The organism is Allobosea sp. (genome assembly GCF_051860145.1).
GTDB lineage: Bacteria > Pseudomonadota > Alphaproteobacteria > Rhizobiales > Beijerinckiaceae > Allobosea.
The window spans coordinates 12,217-31,045 of the sequence record NZ_JBHYEM010000007.1 but is presented as its reverse complement, the minus strand read 5'-3'; the positions used below and the strand labels follow the sequence as shown (position 1 = coordinate 31,045).

The 18,829-nt window shown below is 67.5% G+C and carries 19 protein-coding genes; 8 read left to right on the top strand and 11 right to left on the bottom strand.

The window, feature by feature from the left end:
• Positions 1-210: 210 nt before the first annotated feature.
• Positions 211-1,341, top strand: coding sequence for a PQQ-dependent sugar dehydrogenase (locus ACTIF2_RS13685; protein ID WP_439497638.1), 1,131 nt, complete (start codon positions 211-213; stop codon positions 1,339-1,341).
• Between the two features lie 9 nt (positions 1,342-1,350).
• On the opposite strand, the gene ACTIF2_RS13680 is transcribed toward ACTIF2_RS13685, so the two are convergent.
• Genes ACTIF2_RS13680 through ACTIF2_RS13670 form a run of 3 tightly spaced genes read right to left on the bottom strand, consistent with a single transcriptional unit; the run spans position 1,351 to position 2,814 of the window.
• Positions 1,351-1,653, bottom strand: a complete 303-nt coding sequence (locus tag ACTIF2_RS13680; protein WP_439497637.1) for a hypothetical protein — start codon at positions 1,651-1,653, stop codon at positions 1,351-1,353.
• 22 nt (positions 1,654-1,675) lie between these two features.
• Positions 1,676-2,446 carry a class I SAM-dependent methyltransferase gene (locus ACTIF2_RS13675; RefSeq protein ID WP_439497636.1) on the bottom strand — a complete coding sequence of 257 codons (771 nt, stop codon included), beginning with the start codon at positions 2,444-2,446 and terminating at the stop codon, positions 1,676-1,678.
• Positions 2,447-2,457: 11 nt separating this feature from the next.
• Positions 2,458-2,814: a DMT family protein gene (locus ACTIF2_RS13670; protein WP_439497635.1), complete on the bottom strand. Its 357-nt coding sequence runs from the start codon at positions 2,812-2,814 to the stop codon at positions 2,458-2,460.
• 149 nt (positions 2,815-2,963) lie between these two features.
• Between ACTIF2_RS13670 and ACTIF2_RS13665 the strand changes: the two genes are divergently transcribed.
• The 3 genes from ACTIF2_RS13665 (at position 2,964) to leuB (ending at position 5,809) form a co-directional block, all read left to right on the top strand.
• Positions 2,964-4,136 (top strand): lytic murein transglycosylase, encoded by a 1,173-nt coding sequence (locus ACTIF2_RS13665; RefSeq protein WP_439497634.1) that lies wholly within the window; start codon positions 2,964-2,966, stop codon positions 4,134-4,136.
• Between the two features lie 80 nt (positions 4,137-4,216).
• Positions 4,217-4,636 (top strand): RidA family protein, encoded by a 420-nt coding sequence (locus tag ACTIF2_RS13660; protein ID WP_439497633.1) that lies wholly within the window; start codon positions 4,217-4,219, stop codon positions 4,634-4,636.
• A gap of 63 nt (positions 4,637-4,699) precedes the next feature.
• Complete coding sequence (leuB, locus tag ACTIF2_RS13655) at positions 4,700-5,809, top strand: 3-isopropylmalate dehydrogenase (RefSeq protein WP_439497632.1); 1,110 nt, start codon at positions 4,700-4,702, stop codon at positions 5,807-5,809.
• Positions 5,810-5,942: 133 nt separating this feature from the next.
• On the opposite strand, the gene ACTIF2_RS13650 is transcribed toward leuB, so the two are convergent.
• Entirely contained in the window at positions 5,943-7,055 is a 1,113-nt protein-coding gene (locus tag ACTIF2_RS13650) for a branched-chain amino acid ABC transporter substrate-binding protein (RefSeq protein WP_439497631.1), read from the bottom strand.
• A gap of 330 nt (positions 7,056-7,385) precedes the next feature.
• Here ACTIF2_RS13650 and msrP point away from each other — a divergent pair, with 330 nt between their 5' ends.
• Entirely contained in the window at positions 7,386-8,342 is a 957-nt protein-coding gene (gene msrP / locus ACTIF2_RS13645; protein ID WP_439497630.1) for a protein-methionine-sulfoxide reductase catalytic subunit MsrP, read from the top strand.
• 62 nt (positions 8,343-8,404) lie between these two features.
• Positions 8,405-8,968 (top strand): methylated-DNA--[protein]-cysteine S-methyltransferase, encoded by a 564-nt coding sequence (locus tag ACTIF2_RS13640; protein ID WP_439497629.1) that lies wholly within the window; start codon positions 8,405-8,407, stop codon positions 8,966-8,968.
• A 672-nt stretch (positions 8,969-9,640) separates the two neighbouring features.
• Here the strand turns inward: ACTIF2_RS13640 and ACTIF2_RS13635 are convergent.
• The 3 genes from ACTIF2_RS13635 to ACTIF2_RS13625 form a co-directional block, all read right to left on the bottom strand.
• Positions 9,641-10,531 (bottom strand): LysR family transcriptional regulator, encoded by an 891-nt coding sequence (locus tag ACTIF2_RS13635; protein WP_439497628.1) that lies wholly within the window; start codon positions 10,529-10,531, stop codon positions 9,641-9,643.
• Positions 10,532-10,674: 143 nt separating this feature from the next.
• On the bottom strand, positions 10,675-11,640 hold the full coding sequence (gene trxB, locus ACTIF2_RS13630; RefSeq protein WP_439497627.1) for a thioredoxin-disulfide reductase: 966 nt from the start codon (positions 11,638-11,640) through the stop codon (positions 10,675-10,677).
• Positions 11,641-11,733: 93 nt separating this feature from the next.
• Positions 11,734-12,741, bottom strand: a complete 1,008-nt coding sequence (locus ACTIF2_RS13625) for a mitochondrial fission ELM1 family protein (RefSeq protein WP_439497626.1) — start codon at positions 12,739-12,741, stop codon at positions 11,734-11,736.
• A gap of 66 nt (positions 12,742-12,807) precedes the next feature.
• Between ACTIF2_RS13625 and ACTIF2_RS13620 the strand changes: the two genes are divergently transcribed.
• Both ACTIF2_RS13620 and ACTIF2_RS13615 read left to right on the top strand, forming a co-directional pair.
• A complete protein-coding gene (locus ACTIF2_RS13620) occupies positions 12,808-13,272 on the top strand; it encodes an Lrp/AsnC family transcriptional regulator (RefSeq protein WP_439497625.1) in 465 nt (154 codons plus the stop codon).
• 13 nt (positions 13,273-13,285) lie between these two features.
• Positions 13,286-13,747 (top strand): GNAT family N-acetyltransferase, encoded by a 462-nt coding sequence (locus ACTIF2_RS13615; RefSeq protein ID WP_439497624.1) that lies wholly within the window; start codon positions 13,286-13,288, stop codon positions 13,745-13,747.
• On the opposite strand, the gene ACTIF2_RS13610 is transcribed toward ACTIF2_RS13615, so the two are convergent.
• The 4 genes from ACTIF2_RS13610 to carB form a co-directional block, all read right to left on the bottom strand.
• Positions 13,732-14,196: a hypothetical protein gene (locus ACTIF2_RS13610; protein WP_439497623.1), complete on the bottom strand. Its 465-nt coding sequence runs from the start codon at positions 14,194-14,196 to the stop codon at positions 13,732-13,734. The two genes, ACTIF2_RS13615 and ACTIF2_RS13610, sit on opposite strands and share 16 nt — an antisense overlap.
• Before the next feature lie 115 nt (positions 14,197-14,311).
• Positions 14,312-14,824, bottom strand: coding sequence for a hypothetical protein (locus ACTIF2_RS13605; protein WP_439497622.1), 513 nt, complete (start codon positions 14,822-14,824; stop codon positions 14,312-14,314).
• A 65-nt stretch (positions 14,825-14,889) separates the two neighbouring features.
• Positions 14,890-15,363 (bottom strand): transcription elongation factor GreA, encoded by a 474-nt coding sequence (gene greA, locus ACTIF2_RS13600; RefSeq protein WP_439497621.1) that lies wholly within the window; start codon positions 15,361-15,363, stop codon positions 14,890-14,892.
• A gap of 104 nt (positions 15,364-15,467) precedes the next feature.
• Complete coding sequence (carB, locus tag ACTIF2_RS13595) at positions 15,468-18,800, bottom strand: carbamoyl-phosphate synthase large subunit (RefSeq protein WP_439497620.1); 3,333 nt, start codon at positions 18,798-18,800, stop codon at positions 15,468-15,470.
• Positions 18,801-18,829: the final 29 nt, after the last annotated feature.

The window sequence follows — 18,829 nt, the reverse complement described above, 5'->3', positions numbered from 1 at the left end:
CTTCGCTCATCGCGGACGGCGTTCAAGACGTGGATGCTCGCCACAAGGGCGAGCATGACGATGAGCGCAGAGCCTTATATGGATACCGGCGTTGCGGCCGGGCCGACGCGTAGCCGATCGTTTCACTTCGGCGTGAGGTCGCGGCAACGGAGTGGTGACCGGCGGCGTTATGCTTCACTGACGTTCATGGGGAACGACAGGGAGACACCGATGCGCCGCACTGCCCTCGTCATCTCGATCATCGTCGGCCTTTCAGCCCTCGCCACCGCTCCGGCGGGCGCGCAGCAGCGCTACCCGTCGAGCGCGGGCGAGCTTGCGGTCGAGACGGTGGCGGGCGGGCTGGAGCATCCCTGGGGCCTCGCCTTCCTGCCGGACGGGCGGATGCTGGTGACCGAGCGGCCGGGCCGGCTGCGGCTGGTCGGCGCAGACGGCAAGCTCTCGGCACCGCTGTCCGGCGTGCCGAACGTCACCGGCCGCGGCCAGGGTGGGCTGCTCGACGTCGTGCTCGATCCGCAATTCGCGCAGAACCGGACGATCTACCTGTCCTTCTCCGAGCCGCGCGCCAATGGCAACGGCACCAGCGTGGCGCGCGCCAGGCTGAACGCCGCCGGCACCGGGCTGGAGGGCACGAGCGTGATCTTCCGGCAGATGCCGACGATCAACAGCAACATGCATTTCGGCTCGCGGCTGGTCTTCGACCGGACGGGCGCGCTCTTCGTCACCGTCGGCGACCGCTACAGCCAGCGCGACCAGGCGCAGAACCCGGCCAACCATATCGGCAAGGTGCTGCGCATCAGCCCGCAGGGCGGGGCGGCGCCGGGCAATCCCCAGAAGCAGGGTTGGCAGCCCGAGATCTGGTCGATCGGCCATCGCAACGTGCAGGGCGCGGCGCTGCATCCCGAGACCGGCCAGCTCTGGACGGCTGAGCATGGCGCGCGCGGCGGCGACGAGGTCAACACGCCCAAGGCCGGCCTGAACTATGGCTGGCCGGTCATCACCTATGGCATCGACTATTCCGGCGCGAAGATCGGCGAGGGCACGAGCAAGCCCGGCATGGAGCAGCCGCTGTTCTACTGGGACCCGTCGATCGCGCCGTCGGGCGCGGCCTTCTATACGGGGCCGGCCTGGCCAACGTGGAAGAACTCGCTCTTCGTCGGCGCGCTTGCGGGTCAGATGCTGATCCGGCTCTCGACGCAGGGCGAGAAGGTCACCGGCGAGGAGCGTCTGCTGACCAATCTCGGCGAGCGCATCCGCGACGTGCGGCAGGGGCCGGACGGCTTCCTCTACCTGCTCGCCGACGCCGCCAGCGGCAAGATCCTGCGGGTCAGGCCGGCGCGCTGAGCGCCGTCCTTACGGCCCGCAATCCCATTCGTTCTCGATGACGAAGACGTTGCGGTTCGCGAGCTGGCCGCGCGTGTCGTAGAGGTCGCCGACATAATAGGATGTCCCGGCGGCGTCGCGCGCCTCCCGCTCGACCTGGAGCGACCAGCCCATGCCGATCTGGTTCGCGCCGCGCCAGTCGCGATGGATCGCGTTCGGCGAGGCGGAGGAGAGGATGCGCGCGCGGTCCTCGCTCGGGCTGCAGGTCGGGCCGGCGGCGGCTTGGGTCGAGGCAGCCGCAAGGGTGCAGGCGATCAGGGCCAGTCGTCTCAAGGCAAGTTCCTTCGGGAATCAGTCAGGTGATCTCGGCGAGGCGCGTATCACGCGACAGCACCAGGCACCAATGCGGCTCGAAATCGGCGCCGAGCGGCCAGATCTGCTCCTTGAAGATGTCGAGCAGCCGGGTCTGGTAGCGCTCGAACCAGCTGCGCTGGCAGAGCACGAACTTGGTCGCGCCGACGATGGTCTCGCGGTCGATGATGCAGAGCGGCACGATCTCGGGGTTTGCCTCGAGATAGGCTTGCACCGCGACCATCAGCGTCGGGTAGCCGGGGTGCAGCATGTCGTCGAGGACGATCAGCCCACCCTCGGCCAGGCAGGCCGTGGCGAGCGCCAGGTCCCGGGTCAGCGCCGCGCGCGAGTGCTCGCCGTCGATATGGATGAAGCGCAGCGTCCGGCCGCCGGCATGCTGCAGAAGGGCGTCCGGCGCCATCGCCCCGGCATCGCCCTTGATCGTGACGCGCCGCTGCGGCCCGACGCCGTGCCTCAGGCAATTGGCCTCGAAACGCTCCTTCACGCCGGCATCCGGCCATTCGAAGATGTCGATGCCGAGCGCCAGCTCGCCCGGTTCGAGCGCAAGCGCGAGCGCGATGAAGAAGCGGCCCTCGAAGGCGCCGATCTCGGCGATCGGGCCATGCAGGCCTTCCTCGCTTTGCAGGCGCAGGAGGCGGGCACAGATCGCAGCGGCGAAACGCGACGACATGCCGACGACGCCGTCATAGCCGTCGGCGAGATAGGCGGCGACGGCGGGATGCCCGGGCGAGGGAAGGTCGGCGATCTCGTTCATGCCCAAGCCTCTCATGCCTTGCCCTGGAAGATGAAGAAGGCCCCGGCCGCGATCAGGCAAAAGCCGATGGCGTGGTTCCAGCCCAGCGGCTCCTTCAGCCAGAGCACCGAGAAGCCGGCGAAGACCGTCAGGGTGATGATCTCCTGCATCGTCTTCAGCTCGGCGGTCGAATAGACCGCGCTGCCGAAGCGATTGGCCGGCACGGCGAGCATGTATTCCGGCAGCGCGATCATCCAGCTCGCGAGGATGACGAGCCAGATCGCTGCGCCCTTGTGGCCGAGATGCCCGTACCAGGCGAAGGTCATGAAGACGTTCGAGCCGACCAGCATGACGATCGGCAGGAGATGGGCTGTGGTGAGGGCGGGCATGAAGAGGGAATCCGGGACGGGGTCGCGGCAGCCTAGCCAAGCCGTGCGGCGAATGGTAGCGCGCCGGCCTTGCCGGTGGCCACCCTATGGTTAACCTCCTTTAACCAATCAGCCCTAGTTTCGCGTCATTCCTCGGATTCGGTGGGTTCATGCGCGCTCTCAAACTGGCTCTTCCGCTCATCCTCTTCGCCTCGGCCGCCCAGGCCGATTTCCAGTCCTGCCTGTCGGGCCTGCGCTCGGCCGCGGCGGCGAAGGGGGTGTCCGGCGCGACCTTCGACCGGGCCATGGCGGGCGTCACGCCCGACATGAAGGTGATCGAGGCGATGAACAACCAGCCCGAGTTCAAGACGCCGATCTGGGACTATCTCGGCACGCTGGTCGACGAGGAGAAGGTCGCGGAAGGCCGCGCCATGCTGCGCCAGCACGCCTCCACGCTGGCCGCCGCCGAGCGCCGTTTCGGCGTCGACCGCCACACCATCGTCGCGGTCTGGGGCGTCGAGAGCGATTTTGGCAAGGCGCGCGGCAAGATGCCTCTCGTGCAGGCGCTCTCGACCGGCGTCTGCCTGGCGCCGCGCCGCAACGCCTTCTTCCGCGGCGAGCTGATCGCCACCTTGCAGATCATCCAGCGCGGCGACGTCGCGGCCGACCGGCTCTTCGGCTCCTGGGCCGGCGCCTTCGGCCATACCCAGTTCATTCCCTCGACCTATTTGCGCCTCGCGGTCGACGGTGATGGCGATGGCAGGCGCGACCTGGTCGATTCGATCCCCGATGCGCTGCATTCCACCGCGAATTTCATGGACAAGGCCGGCTGGGTCACGGGCGCGACCTGGGGCTACGAGGTGCGCGTGCCCAACGGCTATTCTGGCGCGAGCGGGCGCAACCCGAAGCGGCCGCTGTCGCATTGGCAGGCGCAGGGCATCGTCAAATATGACGGCTCCTCGCTCTCGGGCTCCGGCAATGCCGGCCTGCTGATGCCGGCCGGCCGCAACGGCCCGGCCTTCCTGGTCTTCAAGAACTACGACGCCGCCTACAGCTATAACGGCGCCGATTCCTACGCGCTCGCCATCTCGCTGCTCTCCGACCGCATCCGCGGCCGGCCGGGCATCCAGGCCGACTGGCCGACCGACGATCCGCCGCTGTCGCGTGAGGAGCGCCGCGAATTGCAGCGACTGCTGATCGCGCGCGGCTTCAATGTCGGCGAGCCGGACGGGGCCGTCGGCTCGCTGACGCGCGGGGCGATCAAGCAGATCGAGGCGCAGATCGGCATGCAGCAGACGGGGCGCCCGGGCGCCAAGGTGCTGCGGGCGCTGCGGGGGCGTTAGGCCGTCACAGGAATCGGGTGGCGGGCGCCCAATGGGCGCCGGCAAAGATCGCGGCCCATGCTAGCAGGAGTCTTCATCCGATGACACGCCGCCTGATCTCCACCGGCTCGCCCTTCGAACAGGCCTTCGGCTATTCGCGCGCCGTGATCGACGGCGACCTGGTCTTCGTCTCGGGCACGACCGGCTACGACTATGCCACCATGGCGCTGCCGGAGGATGCGGCCGAGCAGGCCCGCAACATCTTCCGCACGCTCGATGCGGTGCTGACCGAGGCGGGCTCGGCGCTCAGCCAGGTGGTGCGGGCGCAATATTTCGTCACCGACCGCAGCTATTGCGAGCCGGTACTCGCCGTCTGCGGCGAGGTTTTCGGCGAGATCCGCCCTGCCGCCGCGATCTATGTCGTCGCCGGTCTGCTCAAGCCGGAGATGAAGGTCGAGATCGAGGTCACGGCCCGGCTGCTGGCACCCGAGCAGGACGAAGACCCGCTCCGCGCCTTCTGAGCTTGCGCCGCCCGCCTCACGCCCGTAATCAGCCGGCGAGGTTTTTCCCAGCGCGAGGCGACCATGGCCACCCACAAGCTCCTGCTCCTGCCCGGCGACGGCATCGGTCCCGAGGTGACCGGTCAGGTCGAGAAGATCGTGAGCTGGTTCGAGAAGCAGGGCCTCGCTTCCTTCGCGCTCGAGCGCGGTCTGGTCGGCGGCGCCGCCTATGACGCGCACAAGCAGGCGATCTCGGAAGGCGACATGAAGCTCGCCCAGGATGCCGACGCGGTGCTGTTTGGCGCAGTCGGCGGGCCGAAATGGGCCGATGTGCCTTACCAGCACCGCCCCGAGGCCGGCCTGCTGCGGCTGCGCAAGGACCTTGGCCTGTTCGCCAATCTGCGCCCTGCGATCTGCTACCCGGCGCTGGCTTCGGCCTCGTCGCTGAAGCCCGAGGTGGTCGAGGGGCTCGACATCCTGATCGTGCGCGAGCTTACCGGCGGCGTCTATTTCGGCGAGCCGAAGGAGATCGTCACGCTGGAGGACGGTAGCAAGCGCGGCGTCGACACGCAGCTCTACACGACGCCCGAGATCGAGCGCATCTGCGCCGTCGCCTTCGAGCTGGCGCGCAGCCGCCGCAACAAGGTCTCCTCGGCCGAGAAGCACAATGTCATGAAGACCGGCGTGCTCTGGAAGCAGACGGTCACCGCCCAGCACGCCAGGGACTACAAGGATGTCGAGCTCGAGCACGTGCTCGCCGACAATTGCGCGATGCAGCTCGTGCGCTGGCCGAAGCAGTATGACGTCATCGTCACCGACAACCTGTTCGGCGACATCCTCTCCGACGTCGCGGCGATGCTGACCGGCTCGCTCGGCATGCTGCCTTCCGCCTCGCTCGGCGCCGAGGACCCGGCGACCGGCAAGCGCAAGGCGCTCTACGAGCCGGTCCACGGCTCGGCGCCGGACATCGCCGGCAAGGGGCTGGCCAACCCGATCGCGATGATCGGCTCCTTCGCCATGGCGCTGCGCTATTCCTTCGGCGCCGGCGAGGCGGCCGACCGGCTTGAAGGCGCCATCGCCGACGTGCTCGGCTCCGGCACCCGCACCAAGGACATCGCAGCGCCCGGTGCCAACGCCGTCTCGACCACCGAGATGGGCGACGCCATCATCAAGGCGCTCGAAGCGCGCGGCTGAGGCCGTTTCGAGGCCTCCTCAACCCCGCCGTCATTGCGAGGAGCGTGAGCGACGAAGCAATCCAGGGGCCGCACGAGACCTCTGGATCGCTTCGCTTCGCTCGCGATGACGGCTCCGATCCGGCGGAAGCCGCTCAATCCGCGGCGACGATCTTGCCGTTCTCCCATTTGAACATCGAGAAGGCCGGCGAGCTGAGATCGCCGGTCTTGTCGTAGGAGAGCTTGCCGATCGCCGTGGTGATCGGGCCGCCCGATTTGATGGCGGCGGCGACGTCGGTCGCCTTGTCCGCCTTGCCCGCCTTCTCGATGCCGGCCTTCAGCACCTCGACGGCCGCATAGGCGTTGAGCGTGAAGGCCTCGGGCGGAATGCCCTTCTCCTTCAGCACCGCGATGGCCTCGGCCGAGTCGGGGTTCTTCTGCGCGTCGGTGGCGTTGGTGAACAGGGTGCCGGCGGCAGCGGCGTCGCCGATCGCCCAGTATTCGGTGTTGGAGAGGCCCTCGCCGCCGATGATGGTGGCCTTGACCCCGGCCTCCTGGAGTTGACGGGCGAGCAGGCCGCCCTCCGGATGGTAGCCGCCGAAATAGATCAGCTCGACATTGGCGGCCTTGAGGCGGGTGATGACGGCCGAGAGGTCCTTCTCGCCCGGGTTCAGCGACAGATACTGTACCTCCTTGATGCCACCGGCATTGATGCCCTTCTTGAAGGCGTCGGCGAGGCCCTTGCCGTATGTGCCCTTGTCGTGGACGATCGCGACCTTCTTGTCCTTCAGGTTCTTCAGCACATAGGCGGCGGCGACCTCCGCCTGCTGGTCGTCGCGGCCGCAGGTCCGCAGGATATTGGTCAGGCCGCGGCTGGTGAGGGCCGGGGTGGTCGCCGTCGGCGTCACCATCAGCACGCCATGCTCGGCGAAGACGTCGGAGGCCGCCATGGCGACGCCAGAGGTCACGGGGCCGACGACGAAGCGGACCTTCTCACCGACCAGGAGGTTCGCGGCCGAGACGCCCTGCTTGGGATCGCCGACGTCGTCGGCCGGCTTCAGCACGAGCTTCTCGCCAAGGATGCCGCCCTTCTTGTTGATGACGTCGATCGCCGCCTCGGCGCCGTTGCGCACCTGGTCGCCATAGGCGGCGACCGGGCCGGTCAGCGGCGCGATCAGGCCGATCACGATATCGGCCTGTGCCGCCGTCGTGGAGGCGAGCAGGCCGGTGGCGCAGGCTGCGCCAATGAGGAATCTCAACTTGCTCATCGCAATCGTCTCCTTAGATGTGTCGTGTGTCGTCGGCATCGCCGCGCTCTGATCGGGCTGTCGCGACGAGACGTCCCTCGGGGAGGTCTCGCCCGCGGCGAGGCGGACGTGGTCGCTCCGATCACTGCCCAAATTTCTAGCATGTGCCCGCGAGAGGAGCATCAAGCGACGTGAGCGGGGCGGCATGACTGCGATGCAGGCGGCAGGCGCTCCATCGCGCCGGCCGCGTGAGGCGAGCCCCTCGCACGAAGTCCTCTCCCCCTCGTGAATTGCGCGCGAGCGGCTTTGGTGGGCTAAGCTTCGAGCACCGAAACGGAGCATGTCCGTCCAATGTTGATCAAACGCCGCCTGGGCTGGGAGATGCCCGAAAGCCAAGCCACGCCCGAGCATGTCGCGCTCAACCGCCGCGCCTTCATCGGCGCGGGAGCAGGCCTCATCGCCGGCGCCGCGCTGCCGGGCCTCGCGGCCGCGCAGGGGGCCGACCCGAGCCTCGATCTCTACCCGGCCAAGCGCAACGAGAGTTTTACGCTCGACCGGCCGCTGACCGACGCGGAGCTGGCGGCGAACTACAACAATTTCTACGAGTTCGGCACGTCGAAGGATGTGGTCGCCGCCTCGCAGAAGCTCGTCACCCGGCCCTGGACGATCGCCATCGACGGCATGGTCGAAAAACCGTTCGAGATCGGCATCGACGACCTCGTCCGGAAGATCCCGCTGGAGGAGCGGCTCTACCGCTTCCGCTGCGTCGAGAGCTGGGCGATGGCGGTGCCGTGGACCGGTTTCCCGCTGAAATCGCTGGTCGCGCTGGCGAAGCCGCTCTCGGGCGCCAAATATGTCAAGCTCGAGACCTTCCTCAATCCGCGTGTCGCGACCGGCCAGCTCCAGCGCTGGTATCCCTGGCCCTATACCGAGGGCCTGACCATGGCGGAGGCGACGAACGACCTCGCCTTGATCGCGACCGGCATCTACGGCAAGCCGCTGCCGAAGCAGCATGGCGCGCCGATCCGCTTGGTGACGCCGTGGAAATACGGCTTCAAATCGGTGAAATCGATCACCAAGGTCAGCTTCGTCGCCGAACGGCCGAAAACGTTCTGGGAGGCGCTGCAGGCTTCGGAATACGGCTTCTGGGCCAATGTGAACCCCGAGGTGCCGCATCCGCGCTGGAGCCAGGCGAGCGAGCAGGTGCTGGGCACGCGCGAGCGCCGGCCGACGCTGCTGTTCAACGGTTATGCCGAGCAGGTCGCGGGGCTCTACAAGGGGCTGGAAGGCGAGCGGCTCTACGTCTGAGGCGGCACGGCCGAGGCAGAAATCGGGTGCCGCCCGGCCGCCGCATGCGCTAGCGTCAGGTCATGCAAAACTTCTGTCTCTTCGATACGGCCATCGGCGCTTGCGCGCTGGTCTGGCAGGATGAGCGCATCGTCGCCGCGCAACTGCCCGAGCATGACGAGGCTGCGGCACGCCACCGCCTGGCGCGGCGTTTCCCGCAAGGGACCGAGGCCGAGCCGCCGCTCTTCGTGCGTGACGCGATTGGCGAGATCGTGGCTCTGCTCGCTGGCGAGCGGCGCGATCTCGCGCATCTGCCGATCGATCTCAGTGCGACGCCGGACTTCAACCAGCGCGTCTACCGGGTCGCACTCGCCATTCCGCCGGGCGAGACGCTGACCTATGGCGAGGTCGCGGCGCGAATCGGCGAGCCCGGCGCGGCGCGCGCCGTCGGCGTCGCGCTCGGCCAGAACCCGATCCCGATCATCGTGCCATGCCACCGGGTGCTGGCGGCCGGCGGCAAGACCGGCGGCTTCTCGGCCGATGGCGGGGTGGAGACCAAGCTCAGGATCCTGACCATCGAAAAGGCGCGCACCAGCGCCGAGCCGTCGCTGTTCGATTCGCTGCCGCTCGAGGCGCGGCGGCGCTAGGACGCCGCTTGCGTCATTGCGAGGAGGCGAAGCCGCCGAAGCAATCCAGGAGGGCTCGCTCAACCGTCGCTGGATTGCTTCGCTTCGCTCGCAATGACGGGAAGGCCAGACAGTGCCGGGCCGAATCGCCACGAAAAAAAGGCCGGCTTCCCGAGGGAAGACCGGCCTTGAAAGTTTGAAACATCCGGCGCAAGCGCCAAACATCTCAGAGGGGAACGGCTGGAACGAACTCAACGCCGGGAGGAGAATGCGGAGCCCGTTCCGAACAACCGTGATTGCAATATTGAGCAGCAGCTGCCTTTTTGCAATGCAACATTGCTTGGGTCCGACATGCGTCGGTTGCATGACTTATGGTCATCTGCGACAAATTTTAGCCTAAATGCCTGAGAAGCATGCGTCTCCCGCAGCGTGATTCGCCTGCGTGGGGCGCATGACCTGCCGGTACGTTAGATTATCCCTGGTAAAGGGCGCGCCCGGCTCTCCAGAAACAGCAGCGATTGCCTATCACGTGGGCACTGCACCATGCGGTGTTCATCCCGCAATGAGGCGGTCATTCCGGGCGGCTGGGCTCTCTGGCAACCCATTCCGAGCTTTTGGGAGATGTTGCGGGATGAAGCCCGGCTCTGGGCCGCTGAGGCGGCCTGGCCGGGATAACGTCCGCCGCAGCCTGGCCTAATAGGTCCAGCGCTGCGCCTTCTGGATCAGGAAGTCGCGGAAGACCTGCACGCGGGCGACGGACTTCATCTCTTCTGGATAGACCAGATAGCTCTCGAGCTGCGGCATCTCGGTCTCGCGCATCAGCTGCACGAGGGGAGAGCCGGCCTCGATCAGGTAGTCCGGCAGGATCGCGATCCCGGCGCCCGAATCGACCGCCCGCTTCATCGCCGTGATGTTGTTGACGGTGAGATGGATCGGCCGCGGGTTGCGCTGCTCGCGGCCGAGCGACCCGAGCCAGTGCACCGCCGTCAGGTAGGACGGCGAGGTGCCGCCGAAGGAGAGCAGCCGGTGATTGTCGAGATCGTCGAAACTCTTCGGCTCACCGAACCGCTTGATATAGGCCGGCGAGCCATAGACGTGGAAATGCACGGTGAAGAGCTTGCGCTGGATCAGGTCCGGCTGCTGCGGCTGGCGCAGGCGGATCGCGATGTCGGCCTCGCGCATCGAGAGGTCGAGTTCCTCGTCGGTGAGGATGAGGTCGACCTTGATGTCGGGATAGAGATCGAGGAACTCGGCCAGCCGTGGCGTCAGCCAGTGGCCGCCGAGACCGCGCGTCGCGGTCACCTTGAGCTCGCCCGAGGGATGCTCGCGCGTCTCGGAGAGCTGGGCGCGGGTGCGTTCCAGCCGCTGCGTCATCTCCCGCGCCGCGCGCCAGAGCAGTTCGCCCTGTTCGGTGAGAATCAGCCCGCGGGTATGGCGATGGAACAGCGGCGCCCGCAGCTCGCGCTCGAGCGCGCCGATCTGCCGACTAACGGCTGATTGACTCAGGCCGAGGACGTCGCCAGCCTTGGTGAAGCTGCCGGACTCGGCGACGGTATAAAAGATCCTGATGCGGTCCCAATCCACCGCGTTTCCCCCGTTATGCGTTTCGTGCATGTTGGGGGGTAAAACGCAGGAACGTCAACGACTGCTTTGCCGGTGCAGCGTCTTTTCACACTGAATCTCGTGAGAGGATCCATCAACAATCGTGATGAATGGCCCAAAAAGGGCTATTCGGCCGCCTGGCGCTGCTCGCTGACATTGGCGGCGAGCCATCTCTCGGCGTCGAGCGCGGCCATGCAGCCAAGCCCGGCGGCGGTCACCGCCTGGCGATAATGCTCGTCGGTGACGTCGCCGGCCGCGAAGACGCCGGGGACATTGGTCTGGGTGGTGCCGGGCGTGACCTCGAGATAGCCCGAGTCGCGCATGGCGAGCTGGCCGGCGAAGAGCTCCGTCGCCGGCTTGTGGCCGATGGCGATGAAGACGCCATCGGTCCTGAGCTCGCTTTCGGCGCCGGTCTTGAGATTGCGCAGGCGCAGATGGGTGACGGAGGGAGGCTGCGTGCCGCCGCAGATCTCGGCGAGCTCGCTGTCCCAGATCACCTCGACCTTGGGATGCTTGAACAGCCGGTCCTGCATCACCTTCTCGGCGCGCAGCGAATCGCGGCGATGGACCAGCGTGACCTTCGAGGCCAGGTTGGCGAGATAGAGCGCCTCCTCGACGGCGGTGTTGCCGCCGCCGACGACCACGACCTCCTTGCCGCGGAAGAAGAAGCCGTCGCAAGTGGCGCAGGCCGAGACGCCGAAGCCCTGGAAGGCCTGCTCCGACGGCAAGCCAAGCCATTTCGCCTGGGCGCCGGTGGCGATGATCAGCGCATCGCAGGAATAGGTCTCGCCGCCATCGCCCCAAAGGCGAAAGGGGCGCTGCGAGAGATCGACTTTCGAGATGTGGTCGGAGACCATCCTGGTGCCCATGTGCTCGGCCTGGGCGCGCATCTGCTCCATCAGCCAGGGACCCTGGATGACGTCGGCGAAGCCGGGATAGTTCTCGACATCGGTGGTGATCATCAACTGGCCGCCGGGCTGGAAGCCGGAGACCATCACCGGCTCGAGCAAGGCGCGGGCGGCATAGATGGCGGCGGTATAGCCGGCGGGGCCGGAGCCGACGATCATCGCGCGGGCATGGGTATGGGCCATCGTCTTCCGTCCTCGTCGCGCGGCGTCCCGCCGCGTCTTGCTTCGCTCAGATACGGTCTCGCGCGCCGGGCGCAAGGGCGGCCCGGGTCAAGTTCAGGCGAGGCCGAGTTCGGCGCGATGCCGCAACCAGCCCTGGCGCACCGCTTCCGCGATGACGCCGGTTGAGTCTATCGGGACATAGCGGGCGCCATCAAGCCGCCCCTCGAAATGATGCACAGCGCCTTGGCGCTTGAGCGCTTCCAGGAATTTCGCCAGCTTGCCATGGCCGCCATGCGGCTCGAAGACGAGGATCGGCGCGCCGGTGGCGGCGGCCTCGCCGATCATGTTGGTCGAATCGGCCGTCGCCACCACGGCGTCGGCATTGGCGAGCAGCGGCACATAGGGGTTGGGGCCGGTCCCGTCCCACCACCAGCCGCCATGGCGCGCGAAGACCTCCGCCACGGCCTTGTCGAGCGCTGCCGGCGTGCGTCGCGAGCGCGAGCCCATCAGCGCCACCCCGGAGGCGGCGAGCCTGTCGAGCAGCCCGGCGAACCGAACGACGTCGTCGGGCCGGAAGCGGTGGTGGCGGCTGTCGCCGCCGACAAGGACCGCCGCGCGCGGACCGGGCAGAGCTGCGAGCGCGGGAGGGGGATGGCGTTTGGCGGCGCCCAATTGCCCCGGCGCAAGCCGGTGCGGCGAGGTCACGGTCACCAGGACATTGTCGCCGCGCAGGCGATCGTGCTCGGCGACCCAGATCAGGTCCGCCGCAGTGGTGCCGATGCGCGGGTCCTTGAGGAAGACGGTGAAGGCGCGGCCGTTCGAGGCCTTCTTGACGGCGCGAAGATAGGCGACGGCGCGCCGCCCCGAGGCGATGACGATATCGGGGAAGGGGGGGCGGATCGGGCTGCCCGGCCGGTCGGGGCCCTCGCGCGGGTCGATCGGCCCGCGCGGCATCAGCCAGGCCCAGGGCCTGCCGGGAGCGACGCGCCGTACCTCGGGCGTCGCGCCCAGCCGCTCGGCGACGCCAAGGCACTGGACCTCGTCGCCCGCCTTGCCGTCGGTGAGAACCCAGATGGTCGGGGATGGCTCGGCGGGCAAGGGCGCGGTTCCGGAGGCTGGCATGGCTGATGCCTTGTATCGCCCCAACGCTGCGTCTACACCAGCGCGACCTTGGGCTCGGGGAAATTCGTGCGTTCCAAACTCGACGATATCGACCTGCGCATCCTGCGCGAACTCCAGGCCGATGGGCGGATGACCAATGTCGAGCTGGCGAGCCGCGTCGGCATCTCGCCGCCGCCCTGCCTGAGGCGGGTGCGGGCGCTGGAGGAAGCGGGGCTGATCACCGGCTATCGCGCGCAGCTCGACGAGCGCAAGCTCGGCCTCGAGGTCGTCTGCTTCGCCTTCGTCCATCTCGCTAGCCAGGCCGAGGCCGATCTCGCGGCCTTTCAGGGCCGCATCCGCGAGTGGGACGCGGTGCGGGAATGCTGGACGCTGTCGGGGGATATCGACTTCATCCTCAAATGCGTCGCGCCCGACCTGAAGGCTTTTCAGGATTTCGTCGGCGATCTCACGGCGCTGCCCAATGTCCGCAATGTCCGCACGGCGCTCGCGCTCGATCGGGTCAAGGACGAGCCGATCGTGCCGCTGGGATGATGCCGGGAAGCCGATGCAGCCCATCATCCGCAAGGCCGTTGCCGCCGATCTGCCGGCGATCCTGGCGCTCTATGCCGAGCTGAGCGCCACGGACCGGCTGCCGCTGGCCGAAGATGCAACCGACACCTGGGCCAAAATTCTCGGCAGCGAGATGATGAGCCTGCATGTCGCCGAACTCGACGGCCGCGCGGTCTCGACCTGCGTGCTGGTGATCGTGCCCAATCTGACACGCAACCAGAGTCCCTTCGCCATCATCGAGAATGTCGTGACGCTGGCGGCGATGCGCGGCCGCGGCATCGGCAAGCGCGTCATCCAGGCCGCGTTCGACGAGGCCTGGGCCGCCGGTTGCTACAAGGTGATGCTGCTGACCGGGCGCAAGGACGAGGCCGTATTTCGGTTCTACGAGTCCTGCGGCTTCGCGCGCGGCAAGACCGCCTTCGAGATCAGGCGGCCGGCCGCTCAGCCGCCGACATAGCGCCTGATCCAGCCGGCATTGTTGCGGATCAGGCTGTCGAGCCGGCGCGCGTCGCTGCCGGAATCGTACCAGGCTCCTCCCGAGGAGGCTGGGGACGAGGACAGGATCGGATAGCTCGCGAGAACCCGGCCGTCGGCGCCGATCAGGCGGGCCTCGGTCTCCATGTTATCGTTGCCGCCGCCGCCGCCCACGCCGGCGCTGCCGCCGCCCGAATAGCTCGGCATGCTGATGCGCAGCACGGAGACGACGAGACGCGCGCCATTGCCGGCGCCGGCGAGTTCCCGCTCCAGCCCGGCCTTGACGATGCCGGCATTGGTTCCCCAGCCCTGTTCGACGAGGCGCGAGACATCGACCGTGACGCCGCCGGCTGCGGCCATGGCCGGGACGCCCGCCAGCACGAAGGCGCCGCCGCCAAGTGCGGCGGCGAGAAGGTTGCGGCGATCGAGCATGGTTCTCTCCTGTCGGTGAGGCCGGGCGGGCTCGGCCGCCGGGCCATGTCGCTCTGGAGAGCTAGTCACGAGCGCCGGCCGTTTCAGGCCCTGATCCCGATCTCGTGAACGCGCCTCAGCCGGCGACGTAGCGCTTGATCCAGCCGGCATTGTGCCGGATCAGGTTCTCGATCCGGCGCTTGTCGATATCGGGCAGGTACCAGGGACCGGCCGAGCTCGCCGGCACGGTCGAGAGCACTGGATAGGTCGCCAGCACCCGGTTGCCGCGCCCGACAAGCGAGGCCTGGCTCTCGAAGCTGTCGCTGCTGGCGCCGCCATCGCCGCCGCCCCAGCGCCCGCCGCCGCCACCATTGCCGGCATAGCTGTTGAGGAAGACCTGGCGCACCGAGACGACCAGGGTCGGTCCGCCGCGGCGGATGTCGCCGCCGAAGGCCGTGCGCAGCTCGCGCTCGAGCCCGGCGCCGATCGCACGGGCATGCTCGCCCCAGCCCTGCTCGACGAGGCGCGAGACATCGACCCTTATGCCGCCGATGGGGCCCGGCGCCTGCGCCAAGGCTGCGCCGACGGGCGCGAGCGCAAGCGCGGGCGCTGCGAGCGAAAGAGCGAGAAAGGCGCGACGCGTGGTCATGAGCATGTCTCCCGATGCATCATCCGAAGATAATGCATCGGCGCGCCATTTCCATGCCGCCGCGATCAGCGGAAGCTGACGCTGACGACCTCGTAGGACTTGCCGCCGCCGGGCGTGTTGACCTGCACCGAGTCGCCGACCTTCTTGCCGATCAGCGCGCGCGCGATCGGCGAGCCGATCGAGACCTTGCCGGAGCGGACATCCGCCTCCGGCTCTCCGACGATCTGGTAGCGCTTCTCTTCCTCGGTGTCGTCGTCGATGAGCTGGACGGTGGCGCCGAACTTGATCGTGTCGCCGTTGAGCTTGGTGACGTCGATGATGTCGGCCCGGCCGATCAGCGATTCGAGCTCCATGATGCGGCCTTCGTTGAGGGACTGCGCTTCCTTGGCGGCGTGATACTCGGCGTTCTCCGAGAGATCGCCGAGCGCGCGCGCTTCCGAGATCGCCTGGATGATGCGCTGGCGCTCGACCTGCTGGCGCTGCTTCAGCTCGACCTCCAGAGCGGCGAAGCCGCTCACCGTCATAGGAACCTTGTCCATCATCTCGTCCCAATTGCGAAAGCCGGGCGCCGCCGGCCGCGTCGCTCGCGGCCTGCGCACTCCACTTCCGATCGTTTTTTTAAACTGCTTCGGCGTCCGCCCGTTCAGGCGGCGCGCACGAAGTAGGATTGCAGCGATCGTACTTCGAGATCGCCGCTGCAATAGGCCTTGATGCCTTCCGCTGCGGCGATCGCTCCAGCCAAGGTGGTATAATAGGGGACCTTGTGCAAGAGGGCCGTGCGTCGGAGCGAGCGCGAGTCGGCGAGCGCCTGCGGCCCGTCGGTGGTGTTGAAGACGAGCTGGATCTCGCCGTTCTTGATCGCGTCGACGACATGCGGGCGGCCTTCCAGGACCTTGTTGATCTTGGCGGCGGGAATGCCTTCCTCCTGCAGCAGGCGCAGCGTGCCGCCGGTCGCCAGGATGCGGAAGCCGAGCTCGGACAGGATGCGCATGCTGGGCACGATGCGCGGCTTGTCCTCGTCGCGCACCGAGACGAAGACTGTGCCCTTGACCGGCACCTTGGAGCCGGCCCCGAGCTGGCTCTTGGCGAAGGCGATGTCGAAGGAGCGGTCGAGCCCGATGACCTCGCCGGTCGAGCGCATCTCGGGGCCGAGCAGCACGTCGACGCCCGGGAAGCGCGCGAAGGGGAAGACCGCCTCCTTGACGCCGACATGGGTCAGCGTCGCAGGCTTCAGGCCGAAGCTCGCCAGGCTCTCACCGGCCATGATCCGCGCCGCGATCTTGGCGATCGGCTCGCCGATGACCTTGGCGACGAAGGGCACGGTGCGCGAGGCGCGTGGATTGACCTCGAGCACGTAGATGACGCCGTTTTGGATGGCGTATTGCACGTTCATCAGCCCGCCGACATCGAGCGCCAGCGCCATGGCCTTGGTCTGGCGCTCCAGCTCGGCGATGGTCGCGAGCGAGAGCGAGCGCGGCGGCAGCGAGCAGGCCGAATCGCCGGAATGGATGCCGGCCTCCTCGATATGCTCCATGATGCCGGCGATGAAGGCGTCCTTGCCGTCGCTGAGGCAATCGACATCGACCTCGATCGCATCCGAGAGGTAGCGGTCGAAGAGCAGCGGGTTCTTGCCGAGGACGGTGTTGATCTGCCCGGTCTTGTCGTTCGGGTACTTGGCCTTGACCTCCGACGGGATCAGCGAGGGCAGGGTGCCGAGCAAATAGTCCTCGAACTGCTCCTCGTCGCGGATGATCGCCATGGCGCGGCCGCCGAGCACATAGGAGGGGCGCACGACGAAGGGCAGGCCGAGCTCGGCCACGATCATGCGGGCCTGCTCGACCGAATAGGCGATGCCGTTCTTGGGCTGCTTCAGGTGCAGCTTGTCGAGCAGGCGCTTGAAGCGGTCGCGGTCCTCGGCGAGATCGATCATGTCGGGCGAGGTGCCGAGGATCGGGATGCCGGCCTCTTCCAGCGCATGCGCCAGCTTCAGCGGCGTCTGGCCGCCGAACTGGACGATGACGCCGTGCAAGGTGCCCTTGCTCTTCTCGGTTTCGAGGATCTCGAGCACGTCCTCGGCGGTCAGCGGCTCGAAATAGAGCCGGTCGGAGGTGTCGTAGTCGGTCGAGACCGTCTCGGGATTGCAATTGACCATGATGGTCTCGTAGCCGGCGTCGCGCAGCGCGTAGCAGGCATGGCAGCAGCAATAGTCGAACTCGATGCCCTGGCCGATGCGATTGGGTCCGCCGCCGAGGATGACGACCTTCTTGCGCTCGGAGGGATTGGCCTCGTCCGCCGGTTTGCCGGCGAAGGGCATCGCATAGGTCGAGTACATATAGGCCGTCGGCGAGGCGAACTCGGCGGCGCAGGTGTCGATGCGCTTGTAGACCGGGCGCACGTCGAGCCCGCGCCGGCGTTGCTTGACCTCGGCCTCGGTCAGGTTGGTGAGCGCGGCGAGGCGCTTGTCGGAGAAGCCCATCGCCTTGATCCGGCGGAAGGCCGCCGGGGTCTGCGGCAGGCCGTGGGCGCGCACCTTCTCCTCGGTCTCGACGATGCCGCGCATCTGGGCGAGGAACCAGGGGTCGATCTTGCAGCTCTCGTGGATCTGCTCGTCGGTGAAGCCGAAGCGCATCGCCTGGGCGACATGGAGGATGCGGTCCGGCGTCGGGATCGAGAGCGCCGCCTTGATCGCGTTCCTGTCGTCGCCATGGCCGAGGCCCTCGACCTCGATCTCGTCGAGCCCGTCGAGGCCGGTCTCCAGCGAGCGCAGCGCCTTCTGCAGCGATTCCTGGAAGGTCCGGCCGATCGCCATCGCCTCGCCGACCGATTTCATCGCGGTGGTCAGCGTCGGCTCGGAGCCGGGGAACTTCTCGAAGGCGAAGCGCGGGATCTTGGTGACGACGTAGTCGATCGTCGGCTCGAACGAGGCCGGCGTCGCGCCGCCGGTGATGTCGTTCTCGATCTCGTCGAGCGTGTAGCCGACGGCGAGCCGGGCCGCGACCTTGGCGATCGGGAAGCCGGTCGCCTTCGAGGCGAGCGCCGAAGAACGCGAGACGCGCGGGTTCATCTCGATGACGATCATCCGGCCGGTGGCAGGATCGACGGCAAACTGAACATTGCTGCCGCCGGTCTCGACGCCGATCTCGCGCAGCACCGCCAGCGAGGCGTCGCGCATGATCTGGTATTCCTTGTCGGTCAGCGTCAGCGCCGGGGCGACGGTGATCGAATCGCCGGTATGGACGCCCATCGGGTCGATGTTCTCGATCGAGCAGACGATGATGCAGTTGTCGGCCTTATCCCGAACGACCTCCATCTCGTATTCCTTCCAGCCGAGCACGCTCTCCTCGATCAGCACCTCGCTGGTCGGGGAGGCGTCGATGCCGCGCTCGACGATGTCGATGAACTCGCCCTTGTTGTAGGCGATGCCGCCGCCGGTGCCGCCCATGGTGAAGGAGGGGCGGATGATCGCCGGCAGGCCGATATCCTCGAGCGCGTCGAGTGCCTGGCCGAGCGTCTTGATATGGTGCGAGCGCGGCGTGTCGAGGCCGATCTTGGTCATCGCCTCGCGGAACTGCTCGCGGTCCTCGGCCTTGTCGATGGCCTCGGCGGTGGCGCCGATCATCTCGACGTCGAATTTTTCCAGCACGCCCATCTTCTTGAGCGAGAGCGCGCAGTTCAGCGCGGTCTGGCCGCCCATGGTCGGCAGCAGGGCGAAGCCGCCGGGGGCGACATGGCGCTCCTTCTCGATGATCTTGGCGACGATCTCGGGCGTGATCGGCTCGACATAGGTCGAATCGGCGAGATCCGGATCGGTCATGATCGTCGCCGGGTTCGAGTTGACCAGGACGATGCGGTAGCCTTCGGCCTTCAGCGTCTTGCAGGCCTGGGTGCCGGAATAGTCGAACTCGCAGGCCTGGCCGATGATGATCGGGCCCGCGCCGATGATCAGGATCGTCTCGATGTCTGTGCGCTTGGGCATGGGTCCGGCCGGTGCTGTGCGGGCGCGCG